At 62.2% G+C, this 15,821-nt stretch carries 18 protein-coding genes; 9 read left to right on the top strand and 9 right to left on the bottom strand.

Features of this window, described 5'->3' with window-relative positions:
- Positions 1 to 36: 36 nt before the first annotated feature.
- The 5 genes from ACZ9EJ_RS20380 to ACZ9EJ_RS20360 all read right to left on the bottom strand — a co-directional run bounded on the left by ACZ9EJ_RS20380 (position 37) and on the right by ACZ9EJ_RS20360 (position 3,558).
- Positions 37 to 966 (bottom strand): FecR family protein, encoded by a 930-nt coding sequence (locus ACZ9EJ_RS20380; protein ID WP_046640155.1) that lies wholly within the window; start codon positions 964 to 966, stop codon positions 37 to 39.
- Positions 959 to 1,489: an RNA polymerase sigma factor gene (locus tag ACZ9EJ_RS20375; RefSeq protein ID WP_046640156.1), complete on the bottom strand. Its 531-nt coding sequence runs from the start codon at positions 1,487 to 1,489 to the stop codon at positions 959 to 961. Before ACZ9EJ_RS20375 ends, ACZ9EJ_RS20380 begins: the two co-directional genes overlap by 8 nt.
- Before the next feature lie 240 nt (positions 1,490 to 1,729).
- On the bottom strand, positions 1,730 to 2,812 hold the full coding sequence (locus tag ACZ9EJ_RS20370; protein WP_046640157.1) for an MBL fold metallo-hydrolase: 1,083 nt from the start codon (positions 2,810 to 2,812) through the stop codon (positions 1,730 to 1,732).
- A 63-nt stretch (positions 2,813 to 2,875) separates the two neighbouring features.
- A complete protein-coding gene (locus tag ACZ9EJ_RS20365; protein WP_046640158.1) occupies positions 2,876 to 3,313 on the bottom strand; it encodes a type II toxin-antitoxin system VapC family toxin in 438 nt (145 codons plus the stop codon).
- The gene (locus ACZ9EJ_RS20360) at positions 3,313 to 3,558 is read right to left on the bottom strand and encodes a type II toxin-antitoxin system VapB family antitoxin (protein ID WP_046640159.1); all 246 of its coding nucleotides are present in this window, start codon (positions 3,556 to 3,558) and stop codon (positions 3,313 to 3,315) included. The genes ACZ9EJ_RS20365 and ACZ9EJ_RS20360 overlap by 1 nt, the downstream gene beginning before the upstream one ends.
- A gap of 298 nt (positions 3,559 to 3,856) precedes the next feature.
- On the opposite strand from ACZ9EJ_RS20360, the gene ffh reads away from it, so the two are divergent.
- The 5 genes from ffh (at position 3,857) to trmD (ending at position 7,576) form a co-directional block, all read left to right on the top strand.
- Positions 3,857 to 5,437, top strand: coding sequence for a signal recognition particle protein (ffh, locus tag ACZ9EJ_RS20355; protein ID WP_046631812.1), 1,581 nt, complete (start codon positions 3,857 to 3,859; stop codon positions 5,435 to 5,437).
- Positions 5,438 to 5,451: 14 nt separating this feature from the next.
- On the top strand, positions 5,452 to 5,766 hold the full coding sequence (locus ACZ9EJ_RS20350; protein ID WP_038546681.1) for a chorismate mutase: 315 nt from the start codon (positions 5,452 to 5,454) through the stop codon (positions 5,764 to 5,766).
- 78 nt (positions 5,767 to 5,844) lie between these two features.
- The gene (gene rpsP / locus ACZ9EJ_RS20345) at positions 5,845 to 6,210 is read left to right on the top strand and encodes a 30S ribosomal protein S16 (protein WP_046631809.1); all 366 of its coding nucleotides are present in this window, start codon (positions 5,845 to 5,847) and stop codon (positions 6,208 to 6,210) included.
- Positions 6,211 to 6,329: 119 nt separating this feature from the next.
- Positions 6,330 to 6,896, top strand: coding sequence for a ribosome maturation factor RimM (gene rimM, locus ACZ9EJ_RS20340; RefSeq protein ID WP_046631968.1), 567 nt, complete (start codon positions 6,330 to 6,332; stop codon positions 6,894 to 6,896).
- Between the two features lie 5 nt (positions 6,897 to 6,901).
- Entirely contained in the window at positions 6,902 to 7,576 is a 675-nt protein-coding gene (trmD, locus tag ACZ9EJ_RS20335) for a tRNA (guanosine(37)-N1)-methyltransferase TrmD (RefSeq protein ID WP_046640160.1), read from the top strand.
- A 142-nt stretch (positions 7,577 to 7,718) separates the two neighbouring features.
- Here the strand turns inward: trmD and ACZ9EJ_RS20330 are convergent, their stop codons facing one another.
- Positions 7,719 to 8,465 (bottom strand): sulfite exporter TauE/SafE family protein, encoded by a 747-nt coding sequence (locus ACZ9EJ_RS20330; RefSeq protein ID WP_046640161.1) that lies wholly within the window; start codon positions 8,463 to 8,465, stop codon positions 7,719 to 7,721.
- 264 nt (positions 8,466 to 8,729) lie between these two features.
- Between ACZ9EJ_RS20330 and rplS the strand changes: the two genes are divergently transcribed.
- On the top strand, positions 8,730 to 9,284 hold the full coding sequence (gene rplS, locus ACZ9EJ_RS20325; RefSeq protein WP_046631802.1) for a 50S ribosomal protein L19: 555 nt from the start codon (positions 8,730 to 8,732) through the stop codon (positions 9,282 to 9,284).
- Between the two features lie 63 nt (positions 9,285 to 9,347).
- Here the strand turns inward: rplS and ACZ9EJ_RS20320 are convergent, their stop codons facing one another.
- Both ACZ9EJ_RS20320 and ACZ9EJ_RS20315 read right to left on the bottom strand, forming a co-directional pair.
- Positions 9,348 to 9,806, bottom strand: a complete 459-nt coding sequence (locus tag ACZ9EJ_RS20320) for a nuclear transport factor 2 family protein (RefSeq protein ID WP_046640211.1) — start codon at positions 9,804 to 9,806, stop codon at positions 9,348 to 9,350.
- 176 nt (positions 9,807 to 9,982) lie between these two features.
- On the bottom strand, positions 9,983 to 11,263 hold the full coding sequence (locus tag ACZ9EJ_RS20315; protein ID WP_046640162.1) for an MFS transporter: 1,281 nt from the start codon (positions 11,261 to 11,263) through the stop codon (positions 9,983 to 9,985).
- Positions 11,264 to 11,430: 167 nt separating this feature from the next.
- On the opposite strand from ACZ9EJ_RS20315, the gene ACZ9EJ_RS20310 reads away from it, so the two are divergent.
- Both ACZ9EJ_RS20310 and ACZ9EJ_RS20305 read left to right on the top strand, forming a co-directional pair.
- Positions 11,431 to 12,225 (top strand): transporter substrate-binding domain-containing protein, encoded by a 795-nt coding sequence (locus tag ACZ9EJ_RS20310; RefSeq protein WP_046640163.1) that lies wholly within the window; start codon positions 11,431 to 11,433, stop codon positions 12,223 to 12,225.
- A 4-nt stretch (positions 12,226 to 12,229) separates the two neighbouring features.
- Positions 12,230 to 13,048: an amino acid ABC transporter permease gene (locus ACZ9EJ_RS20305; protein WP_046640164.1), complete on the top strand. Its 819-nt coding sequence runs from the start codon at positions 12,230 to 12,232 to the stop codon at positions 13,046 to 13,048.
- A gap of 79 nt (positions 13,049 to 13,127) precedes the next feature.
- Here the strand turns inward: ACZ9EJ_RS20305 and ppk2 are convergent, their stop codons facing one another.
- Complete coding sequence (ppk2, locus tag ACZ9EJ_RS20300; RefSeq protein WP_046640165.1) at positions 13,128 to 14,042, bottom strand: polyphosphate kinase 2; 915 nt, start codon at positions 14,040 to 14,042, stop codon at positions 13,128 to 13,130.
- A 320-nt stretch (positions 14,043 to 14,362) separates the two neighbouring features.
- Between ppk2 and leuC the strand changes: the two genes are divergently transcribed.
- Positions 14,363 to 15,772, top strand: a complete 1,410-nt coding sequence (gene leuC, locus ACZ9EJ_RS20295; RefSeq protein ID WP_046640166.1) for a 3-isopropylmalate dehydratase large subunit — start codon at positions 14,363 to 14,365, stop codon at positions 15,770 to 15,772.
- Positions 15,773 to 15,821: the final 49 nt, after the last annotated feature.

Genomic DNA, 15,821 nt, shown 5'->3' with positions numbered 1-15,821 from the left:
ATGATTTCTTGAGTCAATTTTACGATGGGCATGTCTTCAGCGCGAACGGACCAGCGTGATCCAGTCGGAAACCCGGATGATGCGGATCGGCAGGCTCTCCTGCAGCGCCGTGAAAGCCTGATCGACATCGGTGACGGCGAAGACGCCGCTGACCCGCAGCTGCGAGGCCTGGTCGTCGAGCACCATGATGCGGCCCCGCTGGTAACGGCCGATCTGGCCGAGCACCTCACCGAGCGGCCGGCCGGAGAAGACCAGCTTGCCGCCGCGCCAACTCGTCAGATCGGCGACATCGCCGGAGCCGGTCGTCAGGCGGCCATCCGCGCCGAGATGGGCGGTGCCTCCGGTTTCGAGCACCGCACGCTGGGAGCCGGCGGTCACCGCCACATGCCCCTCCTCGACCATCACCTCGTCGCGCTCGCCGACCCGCACCGCATAGCGGGTGCCGAGCGCGATCGCCTGGGTTTCGTCGCCGCTGACGACGAAAGGCCGTGCCGGGTTCGGGGTCACCTCGAAAAAGGCTTCGCCGCGCAGGACCACGATCCGGCGCTCGGTCCGGCCATATCGCACCTTGATTGCGCTATCGGTGTTGAGCGTCACCACCGACCCGTCATTGAGGTCGATGCGCCGGATGACGCCGACCGGCGTGTAGAAATCCGAACGATACCGGGCGATGAGGCCGGTCTCGTTGGCGATGATGCCAAGACAGCCCATCAGAAGCAGGGCGGCAATGCCACCGCCGACCACCCGGCGCCGGCGCGGCGCGACCGTTTGCGGTACCGCTGCGAGATCGCCCCAGAGAGAGCTCATCTCTTCAAAGGCGGCCGCATGAGCCGGATCCTGCATTTTCCAGAGTTCGAAGCGGCGGCGATCGGCATCGGTCGCGTCGCGGGATCCGAGACGCGCGACCCAGCCTGCCGCCTCCTCCGCAATTGCATCCTCACGCGCCTGGTCTGAAACCTTAGTCATGCGCAATCCCCCCGGCGGGAGGCAATGCCGCAAGGCGGGCCTGACGGCAAGCCATGAGTGCACGGATGATGTGTTTTTCAACCATGTTCCGGGAGATTCCGAGCTTCTCCGCAATCTCTCCGTTGGAAAGTCCTTCGAGACGGCTGAGCACGAACACGACCCGGCATTTCGGCGGCAGGGAGGAAATCGTCTCGATCAGAAGCCCGAGCTGCTGGCGGGCGGCGACCACGCGCTCCGGGCTCGGCGCGTCGTCGGCAACCTGCGTCTGGTCCAACTCATCGCCGAAAAGCGAGCTGTCGCGCATCAGCCGGGCGGTGATGCCATGGGCGACGGAGCGGGCGACCTGGAAAAGATAGGCATGCGGATTGCGCAGATCCTCCTTCGGCGATGCCGTCAGCAGCCGCAGAAAGGTCTCCTGTGTCGCGTCCGCCGCATCCTCCCTGTTGCGCAGGCGCCGAAGAAAGAACCGCTGCAGCTTCCCCTCCTCGGTCTGCTGCAACTGCTCGATAAGGCTTATATCCAAGTCCGTAACCCCAGGGTCGGGACCTGCCCGACCAATCGGGCCGCGTTTAGCGCCACCTAAAAAATGATTCAACATCAATGATTTGGAATGAATCCAAGGAAGATTGACAAAACATGACTATAAAAATCATGTTTTTATGCAAAATCAGCACGTTGGACAACCGCGCGCTTGCAGCGGCAGAGACTGAAATTTTCGCTGATCCGGGCCATTTGTCGCGTTTCAGCAACAGTTCCGGTGTCCTCAGACGGAAATCGCCGGTACCTCGAAGACTTCGCCGGGCCGCATCGGCCGGAAACGGCTGCGCGAAATGCGGCGTGCGTCGAGAGCGGCATGAAGCGCCGCCAACGGCTCCTCAATCCCCTCGTCGGTGAGGTCAAACGTGCCCCAATGATGACCGGCGACGAAAGCCGCGTCACAGAGAAGCATGCCCTCGACCGCCTCGTCCGGGTTCTGGTGCTGCGCCTGCATGAACCAGCGCGGTTCGTAGGCGCCGAACGGCAGGTTGGCGAGCCGGAAAGCTCCGTGTTTTTCCCGCGCGGCGCGGTAATTGATGCCCTGGTGGAAGCCCGTATCGCCGATATGGTAGATCTTGCCAGCCGGGGTTTCGAAAACGAAGGCGGCCCAGAGCGCCATGCGCCGGTCGCCTACGCCGCGCGCCGACCAGTGATGGCAGGGCTCGCAATGCAGGACGATGCTAGGACCGATATCCTCGCGGCCGCCCCAATCCATCACCGTGATCTTCGCATCCTCGATACGCGAACGGATCAGCGCGTCGTTGCCGAGCGGCGTGACGAAATGCGGCTTGTCGCGGCCCTGCAGAACCCAGAGGGTTTCAAGATCCATGTGATCGTAATGGTTATGGGTGACCAGCACGACATCGATCGGCGGCAGGTCGCCGATGCGGATGCCGGGCGGATTGACCCGCTTCGGACCGGCGAAACGCACCGGGCTGGCGCGATCGTCCCAGACCGGATCGGTCAGGATGTTGAGGCCGGCAACCTGGATCAGCATCGCCGCATGGCCGACCATGGTAACGGTCAGCCGATCGCCCGAGACGCGTGTTTCCGGCACCGCCTGCGGAAACGGGCTCGGAAAGCTGTCCGGCCAGGCGATATTGTTGCCGCCGAGTTTCCAGCGCAGCAGGTCGAGGCCGCCCCGCGGCTCCTCGCCACCCGGATTGAAGAAATACGTTCCGTCGAAATGATCGGAGACCGGACCGGAATAATACTTGTTGGCAGCCATGGCTCCCCTTGCCGCGAACCCGCCCACGAGGGTGGCGATCGCACCGATGCCGGACCATTTCAGGAATTTTCGTCGATTCATGATGGCTATCTAGCAGCGCCCTCTCGCACGTGGGAAGAGACGTTGCGGAGGGAGGGGACACATTTACGCGACCTCGATATCCGTCCTGGAAAAATCGTTGCCGACGAAAAGGAGCGGCAGTTTCAGCACTCGTGCAGCGGCATAGGAAAAGCAGTCACCGAAATTGAGCTTGGCCGGATGGCCGACGAACCGGCCATAGGTTCGCGCCACTTCGAGGGCCGCAACATGCAAGCCATGTGGAAAGGCGACTTCAATGGCACCGATACTCAGCATGAACTCTTCCACGTCCTGCTGCGCTTGCGCGATCAGTTCAGGCGGAGTGGGGCGCTGGTCTCCGTAAAGGCTGATTGCGGTCTTTCGGGAAATTCCGATCACCGCCTCGAACATCGTTACCGATGAATAGTGGATGAGCTGGCTGGAGCCGGTTATCTTGGCAAGCAAGGCCTCGGCTTCTTTTTCGCGAGTCAGTACGGCGACCACGGCCGATGCGTCGAGAAACATCAGCTTTCCCACATCTCGTCCATATAGGCCTTTTCATCGAAATCGACGGCATGCGGCCCCATGCGAGCGGCGACGCGGTCCTGCAGCCGTTTCACGCGCTCCTCCAAAGACAGCTCCTCGCCGACCCGTTTCAGCTCGTTCTCCAGCGCCACGCGCACGGCCTCCGTCTTGGTCTTGGTGCCAAGCCGCCGCATGACCTCGTTTGCCAGCGCATCGACCTTGTCGTCACGGATATAAAGAGACACGGCTATCCACTCCGATGGAGCGCTGCAGGGATATTCAGTATAGTCGAAATGAATATCCCTGCAAGCGGGCGGCAAGGTCGACGTGCCAGCCTTGACTTTCCCACCCGCTTGCTGTTTAAGCCCGCCCATCTGCTGACAAGTTACGACTTGGAGCCGCCGACCGGGGCCGATAGACTGAGCCCGGAGGTCAACACCCGACAGCGCGTTGCGCCCTCGGGTGCTTTTTGGCTTTGTCTCTTGTTTTTGGCGGATGAGAACCCGACGTTTCGGTCATCCGAAACGCGAGAAGGAAGAAACGATGTTCGAAAGCCTCCAGGACCGTCTTGGCTCCATCTTGAGTGGACTGACCGGCCGTGGCGCATTGAGCGAAGCGGATGTGTCCGCCGCTCTGCGCGAGGTTCGCCGTGCCCTGCTCGAAGCGGACGTGGCGCTGGAAGTCGTGCGCTCCTTTACCGATAAGGTGCGCGAAAAGGCCGTTGGCGCCGAAGTCCTGAAGTCGATCAAGCCCGGCCAGATGGTCGTCAAGATCGTCCATGACGAGCTGATCGAGATGCTCGGCTCCGAAGGGGTCGGCATCGACCTGCATGCGGTCGCCCCGGTCGTGATCATGATGGTCGGCCTGCAGGGCTCCGGCAAGACGACGACGACGGGCAAGATCGCCAAGCGGCTGACCGATCGCGAGCGCAAGAAGGTGCTGATGGCATCGCTCGACACGCGCCGCCCGGCCGCCCAGGAACAGCTCCGCCAGCTCGGCGTCCAGACCGGCGTCGATACGCTGCCGATCATTGCCGGCCAGTCGCCGACCGAGATCGCCGCCCGCGCCGTGCAGGCCGCAAAGCTCGGCGGCCATGATGTCGTCATCCTCGACACCGCCGGCCGCACCCATATCGACGAGCCGCTGATGGCGGAGATGGCGGAGATCAAGCGCCGCTCCAACCCGCATGAAATCCTGCTGGTCGCCGACTCGCTCACCGGCCAGGACGCCGTCAACCTCGCCCGCAATTTCGACGAGCGCGTCGGCATTACCGGCCTCGTGCTGACCCGCATGGACGGCGACGGCCGCGGCGGCGCGGCGCTCTCGATGCGCGCTGTCACCGGCAAGCCGATCAAGCTGATTGGTACCGGCGAAAAGATGACGGAGATGGAGGAATTCCATCCCCGCCGCATCGCCGACCGCATTCTCGGCATGGGCGACATCGTCTCGCTGGTCGAGAAGGCTGCGGAAAATATCGACGCCGACAAGGCGCGCGCCATGGCCGAGAAGATGGCCAAGGGCAAGTTCGACCTGAACGACCTGGCCGAACAGCTGAAGCAGATGCAGTCGCTCGGCGGCATGGGCGGCATCATGGGGCTTATGCCCGGCATGAGCGGCATGAAGGACAAACTCTCGGCCGCCGGAATGAGCGACAAGACGTTCGCACGCCATATCGCCATCATCCAGTCGATGACCAGGGCCGAGCGCGCCAATCCCGACATGCTGAAGCACAGCCGCAAGAAGCGCATCGCCGCCGGCTCCGGCACGGATGCCGCCGAAATCAACAAGCTTCTGAAAATGCACCGCCAGATGGCCGACATGATGAAAATGATGGGCGGCAAGGGCAAGGGCGGCATGATGAAGCAGATGATGGGTGGCCTTGCCTCGAAGATGGGTCTTGGCGGCATGGGCGGCGGAATGGGTGGAATGGGCGGCATGCCCGACCTTTCCAAGCTCGATCCGAAACAGCTCGAAGCGCTGCAGAAGCAGGCGGAGGCCGCAGGCTTCAAGCCGGGCTCGATGCCGGGCATGCCGGGCGGTGGCATGCCGGGACTTGGTACGCCCAAGCTGCCCGGCCTCGGCGGCGGTTTCCCCGGTCTTCCGGGCCTGCCCAAGAAGAAGTGAGGGAGGACATGCCGATGGTTGACCCCGAGGTCAAAGCGAAACTTGCAAGCTATCGCCAGTCGATCGACAACATCGACGCGGCGCTTGTGCACATGCTGGCGGAACGGTTCCGCTGCACCAAGGAAGTGGGCGTCCTCAAAGCCCAGTACGATTTGCCGCCGGCCGACCCGGCGCGCGAAGAATTCCAGATCGAGCGACTTCGCCGCCTAGCGAAGGAAGCGCATCTGGACCCGGATTTCGCCGAGAAGTTCCTGAACTTTGTCATCAAGGAAGTCATCCGGCACCATGAAGCCATTGCCGCCGAACACGTCGGCACGAAGACAGCATGAATCAGCCCGCCTGACGGCGGGTGCAACAAGAACCCCGGCCCGCTGACGGCGGTCCAGAATAACCTAGGAGTAATTGCAATGTCCCTGAAAATTCGTCTCGCCCGCGGCGGTTCCAAGAAGCGTCCGTACTACACCGTCGTCGTTGCTGACGCCCGTTCGCCCCGCGATGGCCGCTTCCTCGAGAAGCTCGGTTCCTGGAACCCGATGCTCGCCAAGGACGATGCCAAGCGCGTCGAACTGAACGCCGACCGCATCAAGCATTGGCTCGACAACGGCGCCCAGCCAACCGACCGCGTTCTGCGCTTCCTCGCTGAGGCCGGCATTGCCCAGCGCGAAGCCAAGAACAACCCTGGCAAGGGCCAGCCGGGCAAGAAGGCCCAGGAACGCATCAAGGAACGCGCCCAGAAGGCCGAAGAAGCAGCAGCCGCTGCCGCCGAAGCATAAGCTTCGCGACCATTCTTTCCTGAACGACGGGCGGCGCGGCAACGCGCTGCCCGTTTTGCTGTTTGCTTTTGATCGCGCAACGCTTAAATGAGCGCACGACAACCGAGATCACGACCCTCATGACCAAGCTCGAAAATCCCGTTCTGATGGCGACCATCGGCGCCGCCCAGGGTCTCCGGGGCGAGGTGCGGGTGCGCACGTATACCGCCGATCCGACCGCGCTCGGCGACTACGGAAACCTGCATAGCGAGGACGGCCGGATCTTCGAAATCCTCGAAATCCGCGAGGCCAAGAACATCGCAATCGTCCGTTTCCGTGGCATCAACGACCGCAACGCGGCCGAAGCGCTGGCCGGCCTCGAACTTTTCATCGAGCGCGACAACCTGCCCGACGACGAACTCGAGGAAGACGAATTCTATTATGCCGACCTCGAGGGCCTCGAAGCGGTCGACGAAGAGGGCAAGAGCTACGGCACGGTGAGCGCCGTCTACGATTTCGGCGCCGGCGATCTGCTGGAGCTGAAAGGCCCCGGTCGCCGGCCTGCCCTCATCCCCTTTTCCGAGGCCGCGGTGCTGGAGATCGACCTCGAAGGCGGCAAGATCGTCATCGATCCGCAGGCCGCCGGCCTTGCCGAGAACCCGGAAGACGACGGCCCGGCACCGGGCCTGCCCAAAAAGGGCAAATAGCCACAATGACCTTCCGCGCCACCATCCTGACGCTTTACCCGGAAATGTTTCCGGGACATCTGGCCTTTTCACTGGCCGGCAAGGCTCTGGAGCGCGGGCAATGGTCGCTCGGCACGGTGCAGATCCGCGATTTTGCGCAGGACCGCCATCGCACGGTGGACGACACGCCGGCCGGCGGCGGCGCGGGAATGGTGCTGAAGCCGGATATCCTCGCCAAGGCGATCGACAGTGTCTCTGAAAATGACAGCCGCCCGCGTCTTCTGATGAGCCCGCGCGGAAAACCGCTGACCCAGGAGAAGGTGCGCGAGCTTGCGGCCGGCGACGGCGTGGTGATCGTCTGCGGCCGGTTCGAGGGCGTGGACCAGCGCGTGATCGATGGCCGCAATCTCGAAGAAGTGTCGATCGGCGACTATGTTCTGTCCGGCGGTGAGCCGGCGGCGCTGACGCTGCTCGACGCGGTCGTGCGCATCCTGCCGGGCGTCATGGGCAATGCGCTGTCCGGTACCCATGAAAGCTTCGAGAACGGCCTGCTCGAACATCCGCACTACACGAGGCCGCAGGTGTTCGAAGGCCGGGAAATCCCCGCCGTGCTGACCTCGGGCAATCATGCGGCGATCGAGAAATGGCGGTTGGAAGAGGCGAAGAAGCTGACAGCCGAGCGGCGGCCGGATTTGTTATAAGCCAAAGCAGCCCCCTCATCCGCCCTTCGGGCACCTTCTCCCCGAGGGGAGAAGATATTTGTGCCGCCACTCCGCTATTTCCTCCTCTCCCCTTGGGGAGAGGGTGGCCGAGCGTAGCGGAGGCCGGGTGAGGGGGCGCCGCTCAGCCCGTCACGAAATAATAGATCGTCAGCGCGAACCCAACGGCCACCACGCACCAGCGCAGCACAGCCTGTGGCACCCGCCGCGCCATCCAAACGCCGGCATAACCGCCAAGCGCGCCGGCCGGGATCATCACCAGCGCTTCCGGCCAGGCAATGACGCCACCGCCGACGAAGACGATGATGGCGACGGCCGCGATCAGGATCGCCAGCAGGTTTTTCAGCGCATTGAGGTGGTGGTAGCTGCCGCCGGTGGTGACGCCGAGCACGGCGAGCATCATGATGCCCATGCCTGCGCCGAAGAACCCGCCATAGATCGCGGTCAGGAACTGTCCGATGACGGAACCGGGAGAATTGGCCGGGCGCTCCGCCGATGCCTTGGGTTTCAGCCAGGGACCTGCGGCAAACACCGCCGTCGCTGCCGCCAAAAGCCAAGGCACGAGTGCGCGAAAGGACGGATTGTCGAGCGACAGCAGCAGGAAAGCGCCGGCGAAGGCACCGACGACCGAAACGAGCGCCAATACAAGCGCACTGCGCCAGCGGCTGGAAATCTCGTCCCAGTAGGCGATCGTCGAAGTGACGTAGCCCGGAAACTGTACGATCGAGGACGTCGCATTGGCGAGGATCGGCGGAATGCCGGCAAGCGTCATAGCCCCGAAGGTCAGAAAGGTCCCGCCGCCGGCGATCGCGTTGACCGCGCCGGACAGGAAGCCCGCCGCGGCAAGCAGGGCTATCATTGTGATTGTCATTGATGTTTCCTCATCCCTGGCCATCAGATAGCGGCTTCGGCGAAACACGGCAATAGCGGGCTTTTTCGTCACAAAATCGCAATCAACGGGATGACAAACCCATGTCTTTCGTGTATTGGCCCACCCGGAAATGGGAAATATCCCGTCGACCAGCAACAAAGAATGGCGAATTCGCTCTGCCGAAAAGGCAAATCCCCAAGGCTTTGACCAAAGGGATAGACCCGAGCGCTCTGGCTGTTTCAGAAGAACCAAAGGTTTGAGACGATGAATATCATCCAGGAATTGGAAGCCGAACAGGCCGCCAAGATTGCAGCCAAGCGCACGCTTCCGGAATTTTCCGCCGGCGACACGCTCCGCGTCAACGTCAAGGTTACCGAAGGTAACCGTACCCGCGTACAGGCTTATGAAGGCGTCTGCATCGCCCGTTCCGGCGGCGGCATCAACGAAAGCTTCACCGTTCGCAAGATCTCCTACGGCGAAGGCGTCGAGCGCGTATTCCCGGTCTACTCGCCGATGGTCGAAAGCGTCGAAGTCGTTCGCCGCGGTAAGGTCCGTCGCGCCAAGCTCTATTACCTGCGCGATCGTCGCGGCAAGTCGGCTCGTATCGTTGAAGACACCGGCGTTCGCGCCCGCAAGCTGAACGACGCCGAGCGTCAGGCCGTTGCCGAAGAGAAGGCACGTATCGAAGCCGAGAAGGTTGCAGCAGCCCAGGCTCTCGCCGCCGAAAAGGCAGCAGCGGAAGCCGCTGAAGCAAAGGCCGCAGCAGAAGCTGCTGAAGCCGCAGAAGCCGCCAAGGCTGCTGAAGCTTCTGCCGAATAAGCTTCTTATATCGAATACGGAAAAGGCGGCCTTCGAGCCGCCTTTTTTGTTGCGCGATACAGGTTAATTCCTGACGGCAGAATCCCAGTGTTCGTCCGCCTTGCCGTTGACGATACGCCATGTGTCGTACCAGGTGCTGGTATAGCTCTTCGAAGGATCGCGAGGATCTTTCATTTCGCGCACCGTCCCCACGGTCACCAGATCGCTTTCCGCTGTGACAAAGACGACCGGCGTTTTTATCTTGCCGGGAATGGGGCTCGGCTTCCGCTTCAGGACGTCGATGAAATAGCGGACCACGCCCTCACGCCCTGACGCGGCATTCGGGTTGTGCTGGATATAACGTTCAGTGAGATACTGATCGGCCTTATCCCACTGATTGGCTTCCAGCAGGTCGCGCACGATTCCGTAGGCAACCTGCTTGTTGGCATGCAGCTTGGGGTCCGTGCTGGTGAAAAGCGCGTCTTTGTCCGCGGCGGCCGTCACCGGCTCCTGTGCCAGCGACGGCGCGGTCAGCGTGCCCATCGCGGCTCCGAACAGGGCCAACCCAGAGCGGCATGTTTCAAGGCTCGTATCATCGATCTTCTCCAAGCGTTTCGATCTGGCTTGGCAAAAGACATAGGAGAAACCGCGATGAGGCGGAAGGAGGCAGTTTTGCGGCCATTGGTTCCCCGGAGGGAACCAATGGCAGTAACGTCCGGTCAGGCGGAGGCCGCCTGTCTCGCCGCCAGCATTCGGCCGACGATGATGACGAGGACGCCAGCGACGGCAAGGCAGACCGCCAGGAAGACCATCGGCAGGATATTGTTGCCGGTTGAATCCCGGATCCAGGGGACGACGTTCTGTGCGACGAAGCCGCCGAGATTGCCGACCGAATTGATCGCCGCAATGCCGGCCGCTGCGCCAGCACCCCTCAGGAAGCGTGAGGGAAGGCTCCAGAAGACCGGCTGACCAGCAAAAATGCCGGCCGCTGCGACGCAAAGGAAAGCGAACTGCAAGGTCGGCGAGGTGACGAGCGCCGAAAGCGCCAGGCATATCGCGCCGACGAAGGCGGGACCGACAATATAGGGAGTTTTGTTCTCGGCCCGGTCTGCGGCGGCCGGCACCACCCATAGCGCGAGCGCGACGATCACCCACGGAATGATGTTGATGAAGCCGTTCGTCGTGTTCGAGACGCCGAACCCCCTGACGATCGTCGGCAGCCAGTAGCTGAGACCGTAGGCAGCGAGCGGAAAGCCGATATAGCAGAGCGCCATCAGAAGCACTCGCGGATTGACGAGCGCCTTGAATCCGTTGTCTGCATGCTCCTCCATTCCGGAATTCTCACGCGCCAGCCGATCGTGCAGCCAGCGCTTTTCATCCTCCGTCAGGAATTTCGCCTTTTCCGGAGTGTCGTCGAGATAAAAGAAAGTGACGATCCCGGCGACTACCGCCGGAATGCCGGTTGCCAGGAAGACCCATTGCCATCCCGCATGGCCAAGCAGCCCGTTGAGATCAAGCAGCATGCCGCCAATCGGGGCGCCCACCGCATTGGCGAGTGCGCTGAAGATCATGAACAGGCCGACCATCCGGCCCCGATAATCCTTCGGGAACCAAAGCGTCAGCAGGTAGAGGACGCCCGGGAAGAAGCCTGCCTCCGCGACGCCGAGCAGGAAACGGAGGATGTAGAACATCGTCGGGCTCTGCGTATAGGCGAGCGCCACGGTCACGATGCCCCAGGTGATCATGATGCGGGCGAACCAGCGGCTGGCGCCGAACCGGTTGAGGAAGAGGTTGCTCGGGACCTCGAACAGAAAGTAGCCGACGAAAAAAAGCGAGGCGCCGAGACCATAGGCATATTCGCTCATGCCGAGCGCGCCGACCATTTCCAGCTTGGCATAGCTGACGTTCTGACGGTCGATATAGGCAATCAAATAAAGGACACCGAGGAACGGCATAAGCCGCCACACGATCTTTGAAATTAGCTCTTTTTCCTGAACCAACTTTTTTACTCCAAAGCATTTGCCGCAGAGAAAGCGGCGTATTTCGGTGAGGGGGATGTAGAGGACCCCCTCCTGCGCGGCAAGAAAAAGATGCCCGCTGGCGACCGCTTGCTATCGGCCGGCTTTTCATGAGAGGGATTCGCCAGCCATTTGTCAGGAGTGCCACAATGCTCTCACGCCGTATGCTGATCTCCGGCCTTGCCGCCCTTGCCATTGCACCCGCCGCCGGGGCCGCCGAACTGCCGGATCTCAAGGGCCGCACGGTTGTCGTGGTCACGGAAAACGCTTATCCGCCGCTGCAATTCGTCGATCCCAAAAGCGGCATGGCGATCGGCTGGGAATACGACGCGATGAATGCGATCGCGAAGCGCCTGAACGTCAAGGTCGAATATCAGAACACGAGCTGGGACGCGATGATCCAGGCGGTTTCGGACGGCCAGTACGACATCGGCATGACCGGCATCACCATCAAGGACGATCGCCGAGAGAAGGTCGACTTCTCCCACCCCTACATGCGTTCGCAGCAGCTCATGCTGGTGCGTGGCGACGAAAAGCGCTTCACCGACGCCAAGGGCTTTGCCGCGCTGGAGAAGGGGCTGATCGGCGCACAAGCCGGAACGAGCCCTTTTTATACCGCGGTCTACGAGATCCTCGACGGCAACGAGCAGAACCCGCGGATCAAGCTCTTCGAGACCTTCGGCGCGACGGTGCAGGCGCTGAAGGCGGGCGACGTCGACCTGGTTCTGACCGACAGCACCGCGGGCGAAGGTTATGTCAAGGCTTCCGGCGGCTCCTTGAAGCTGATCGGCCAGCCGCTCGGCACCGAGGATTTCGGCTTCATCTTCAAGAAGGGTTCGGATCTCGTTTCGCCGGTCAACGCGGCGATCACCGCGCTGAAGGTCGACGGCACGCTGGACGCGCTGAACAAGAAGTGGTTCCTCGACTACAAGATGGGTCAGTAAAGGCATGGCGCCTTCGCGTCGCAGCACGTCCCAGCCGCAGGATTTCCCCTGGTGGCTGGTCGCCTTCGCGATACTGTGCCTCGGCTTGGCGGCGGTCATCGCCCTCAACGACCTTTATTCCCAAGTCTTCAATGTCGTGGCCAAGGGCATCGGCATCACGGTCGGCGTGACGCTCGCCGCCTTTCTCCTGGCGACGCTGCTGGGGCTCGGCATCGCGCTGGCGGGGCTTTCCGGCAATGTCGTGCTGAGGCAGGCGGCGCGTTTCTATATCGAGCTCATCCGCGGCATCCCTATCCTCGTGCTGCTCTTCTACATTGCCTTCGTCGGCGCGCCGGCCTTCGTGACGCTCTACAATTGGGCGCTGGCGCCGCTGATCGAGAGCGGCTGGGCCGAGGCGCTTCTGGTGCGCGACGTCTCGCTGCTCTGGCGGGCGATCATCGCCCTGACGATAGGTTATGCCGCCTTCATCGCCGAAATCTTTCGTGCCGGGTTCCAGGCCGTCGATATCGGCCAGATCGAAGCAGCAAAGGCACTGGGCCTCACCCGCTGGCAGCGTTTCCGGCTGATCGTCTTCCCCCAGGCGATGCGGGTGATCCTGCCGCCGCTTTCCAACGACTTCGTCTCGATGGTGAAGGATAGTTCGCTCGTCTCGGTCCTCGGCGTCGCCGACATTACCCAGATGGCCAAGGTCTATGCCGCCGGCTCCTTCCGCTTCTTCGAGACCTATTCGATCGTCACCTATATCTACCTGCTGCTGACGATCGGCCTGTCGCTGGCCCTGCGCGGCATGGAAGGGCGTTTGCGGAGAAGAACGGAGCGGTGAGGCGGCCCAAAATCCGCCTCCCGTTTCAGTCTCTGTCTGCGCCCCGCGACGTCAACGACGGCAGGGCGCAGTGTGTGGTTCAATAGACTTCCGGAACGTACATGTCCGCCGGTACCGGATGACGGATGTAATCATCGTTCCGGACGCGGCCCGGGAGGTCGATGGGCTCCTTCGGCACGGTCTCGTAAGGCACCTGGGCGAGAAGATGGGCGATGCAGTTCAGCCGCGCCTTCTTCTTGTCGACGGCCTGCACCACCCACCACGGCGCTTCCGGAATGTGGGTGCGCTGGAGCATCTCTTCCTTCGCCTTGGTATATTCTTCCCAGTGGACGCGGCTTTCGAGGTCCATCGGCGACAGTTTCCACTGTTTCAACGGATCGTGAATGCGCATCTTGAACCGGAATTCCTGCTCCTCGTCGGTAATCGAGAACCAGTATTTGACGAGAATGATGCCGGAGCGGACCAGCATCCGTTCGAATTCCGGCACAGAGCGGAAGAACTCTTCCAGCTCGTCCTTGGTGCAGAAGCCCATGACGCGCTCGACGCCGGCGCGGTTGTACCAGGAGCGGTCGAACAGCACCATTTCGCCGGCGGTCGGCAGATGCGGCACGTAGCGCTGGAAATACCACTGGCTGCGTTCGCGCTCGGTCGGGGCCGGAAGGGCGACCGTGCGGCAGACGCGCGGGTTGAGGCGCTGGGTGACGCGCTTGATGGCGCCGCCCTTGCCGGCCGAGTCGCGGCCTTCGAACAGCACGACCATCTTCAGCTTCTTGTACTGCACCCAGTCCTGCAGGCGGACGAGCTCATGCTGGAGGCGGAAGAGTTCGCGGAAGTAGATCCGGCGGTCGATCGTCGCCTCGGCAGGCTCGGACATGCCCTCGACGACCAGCTCGTCGAGCCGGTCCTCTTCCATCTGCAGTTCCAGCTCTTCATCGAAGCTGTCGGCGATCTCTTCCTTGATGCGGCTGAGCTGGTCTTGCATGGGTGCGGACATGGCAGGCATTCCTCCGTTATGGAAACTCAGATCAACCACGTTTCCGCGAAAGCTTTATGACAGAGATGCGACGGATTTTCTGCGAAGCAATTCGATTGCCGATTTCTTCGGAAACTGCTATTGCAGCGGCCATGGGATCGAAATTCGGATGCCTCGCGAACCATATCGTCGTGCTGCAGGACCACAAACGTCTGCCGGCACGGTTTTTTGCGCGAGTATCCGGGGCGCTTTGCGACCGACTTAGCTGATTGTTCAGCTTGCGGCGGCTCGTGCTGCCGGACACCCATTTTCTGTTTCAGTCAGCTTTACGGACAGCAGCCATGAGCGCACCCCGCACCCTTTACGACAAGATCTGGGACGACCACGTCGTTTCCGAGGACGAGAACCACACCTGTCTTCTCTACATCGACCGTCACCTCGTTCACGAAGTGACGTCGCCGCAGGCGTTCGAAGGCCTGCGCATCGCCGGCCGCAAGGTCCGTGCTCCCGAAAAGACGCTTGCCGTCGTGGACCATAACGTCCCGACCACGGCCGACCGCCACGAAGGCATCAAGAACGAGGAAAGCCGCATCCAGGTGGAAGCGCTTGCCCAGAACGCCCATGACTTCGGCGTCGAATATTATTCGGAAAAGGATGTCCGCCAGGGCATCGTCCATATCGTCGGTCCGGAACAGGGCTTCACCCTGCCGGGCATGACCATCGTCTGCGGCGACAGCCACACGTCGACGCACGGCGCATTCGGCGCGCTGGCGCACGGCATCGGTACCTCCGAGGTCGAGCATGTGCTCGCCACCCAGACGCTGGTGCAGAAGAAGGCGAAGAACATGCTGGTGCGCGTCGACGGCCAGCTGCCGCCGGGCGTCACCGCCAAGGACATCATCCTTGCCATCATCGGCGAAATCGGCACCGCCGGCGGCACCGGCCACGTCATCGAATTCGCCGGCGAGGCGATCCGCGCGCTCTCCATGGAAGGCCGCATGACGGTCTGCAACATGACGATCGAAGGCGGCGCCCGCGCCGGCCTGATCGCGCCCGACGAAAAGACCTTCGAGTATATCAAGAACAAGCCGCGCGCCCCGAAGGGCAAGGCCTGGGATATGGCGCTCGACTACTGGAAGACGCTGCAGACGGACGAAGGCGCGCATTTCGACAAGGTGGTCGTACTCGACGCCGCCAACCTGCCGCCGATCGTCTCCTGGGGCTCCTCGCCGGAAGACGTCATCTCGGTTGAAGGTTCCGTTCCGAACCCGGACGATATCCAGGACGAAACCAAGCGCACCTCCAAATGGCGCGCCCTGGAGTATATGGGCTTGAAGCCCGGCACAAGGATCACCGATATAGCCATCGACCGCGTTTTCATCGGCTCCTGCACCAACGGCCGCATCGAAGACCTGCGCGCCGCAGCCAAGGTTGTCGAAGGCCGCACCGTCGCGCCGACCGTGTCCGCCATGGTTGTCCCGGGCTCCGGCATCGTTAAGGAACAGGCGGAAGCCGAGGGTCTCGACAAGATCTTCAAGGATGCAGGTTTCGAATGGCGCGAGCCGGGCTGCTCGATGTGCCTGGCGATGAACGACGACCGCCTGAAGCCGGGCGAGCGCTGCGCGTCGACCTCCAACCGCAATTTCGAGGGCCGCCAGGGCTACAAGGGCCGCACCCATCTCGTCTCGCCGGCCATGGCCGCCGCAGCTGCGGTCGCGGGTCACTTCGTCGATATCCGCGAGTGGAAATAAGCGTCTTTCAATTTTGACTTCGAGATGCCCGGCCCTCAGCGCCGGGCAT

The sequence above is a fragment of the Neorhizobium sp. USDA 3394 genome, assembly GCF_056280385.1.
This window is presented reverse-complemented; position numbering and strand designations above follow the sequence as displayed.

What these genes read in the sequence shown, in the direction of transcription:
- rpsP (WP_046631809.1), top strand. Translation starts at nt 5,845, where the DNA reads ATGTCCCTGAAAATTCGTCTCGCCCGCGGCGGTTCCAAGAAGCGTCCG.
- ffh (WP_046631812.1), top strand. Translation starts at nt 3,857, where the DNA reads ATGTTCGAAAGCCTCCAGGACCGTCTTGGCTCCATCTTGAGTGGACTG.
- leuC (WP_046640166.1), top strand. Translation starts at nt 14,363, where the DNA reads ATGAGCGCACCCCGCACCCTTTACGACAAGATCTGGGACGACCACGTC.
- ACZ9EJ_RS20380 (WP_046640155.1), bottom strand. Translation starts at nt 966, where the DNA reads ATGACTAAGGTTTCAGACCAGGCGCGTGAGGATGCAATTGCGGAGGAG.
- ACZ9EJ_RS20305 (WP_046640164.1), top strand. Translation starts at nt 12,230, where the DNA reads ATGGCGCCTTCGCGTCGCAGCACGTCCCAGCCGCAGGATTTCCCCTGG.
- trmD (WP_046640160.1), top strand. Translation starts at nt 6,902, where the DNA reads ATGACCTTCCGCGCCACCATCCTGACGCTTTACCCGGAAATGTTTCCG.
- ACZ9EJ_RS20320 (WP_046640211.1), bottom strand. Translation starts at nt 9,806, where the DNA reads ATGGGCACGCTGACCGCGCCGTCGCTGGCACAGGAGCCGGTGACGGCC.
- ACZ9EJ_RS20365 (WP_046640158.1), bottom strand. Translation starts at nt 3,313, where the DNA reads ATGTTTCTCGACGCATCGGCCGTGGTCGCCGTACTGACTCGCGAAAAA.
- ppk2 (WP_046640165.1), bottom strand. Translation starts at nt 14,042, where the DNA reads ATGTCCGCACCCATGCAAGACCAGCTCAGCCGCATCAAGGAAGAGATC.
- rimM (WP_046631968.1), top strand. Translation starts at nt 6,330, where the DNA reads ATGACCAAGCTCGAAAATCCCGTTCTGATGGCGACCATCGGCGCCGCC.
- ACZ9EJ_RS20330 (WP_046640161.1), bottom strand. Translation starts at nt 8,465, where the DNA reads ATGACAATCACAATGATAGCCCTGCTTGCCGCGGCGGGCTTCCTGTCC.
- rplS (WP_046631802.1), top strand. Translation starts at nt 8,730, where the DNA reads ATGAATATCATCCAGGAATTGGAAGCCGAACAGGCCGCCAAGATTGCA.
- ACZ9EJ_RS20350 (WP_038546681.1), top strand. Translation starts at nt 5,452, where the DNA reads ATGGTTGACCCCGAGGTCAAAGCGAAACTTGCAAGCTATCGCCAGTCG.
- ACZ9EJ_RS20310 (WP_046640163.1), top strand. Translation starts at nt 11,431, where the DNA reads ATGCTCTCACGCCGTATGCTGATCTCCGGCCTTGCCGCCCTTGCCATT.
- ACZ9EJ_RS20370 (WP_046640157.1), bottom strand. Translation starts at nt 2,812, where the DNA reads ATGAATCGACGAAAATTCCTGAAATGGTCCGGCATCGGTGCGATCGCC.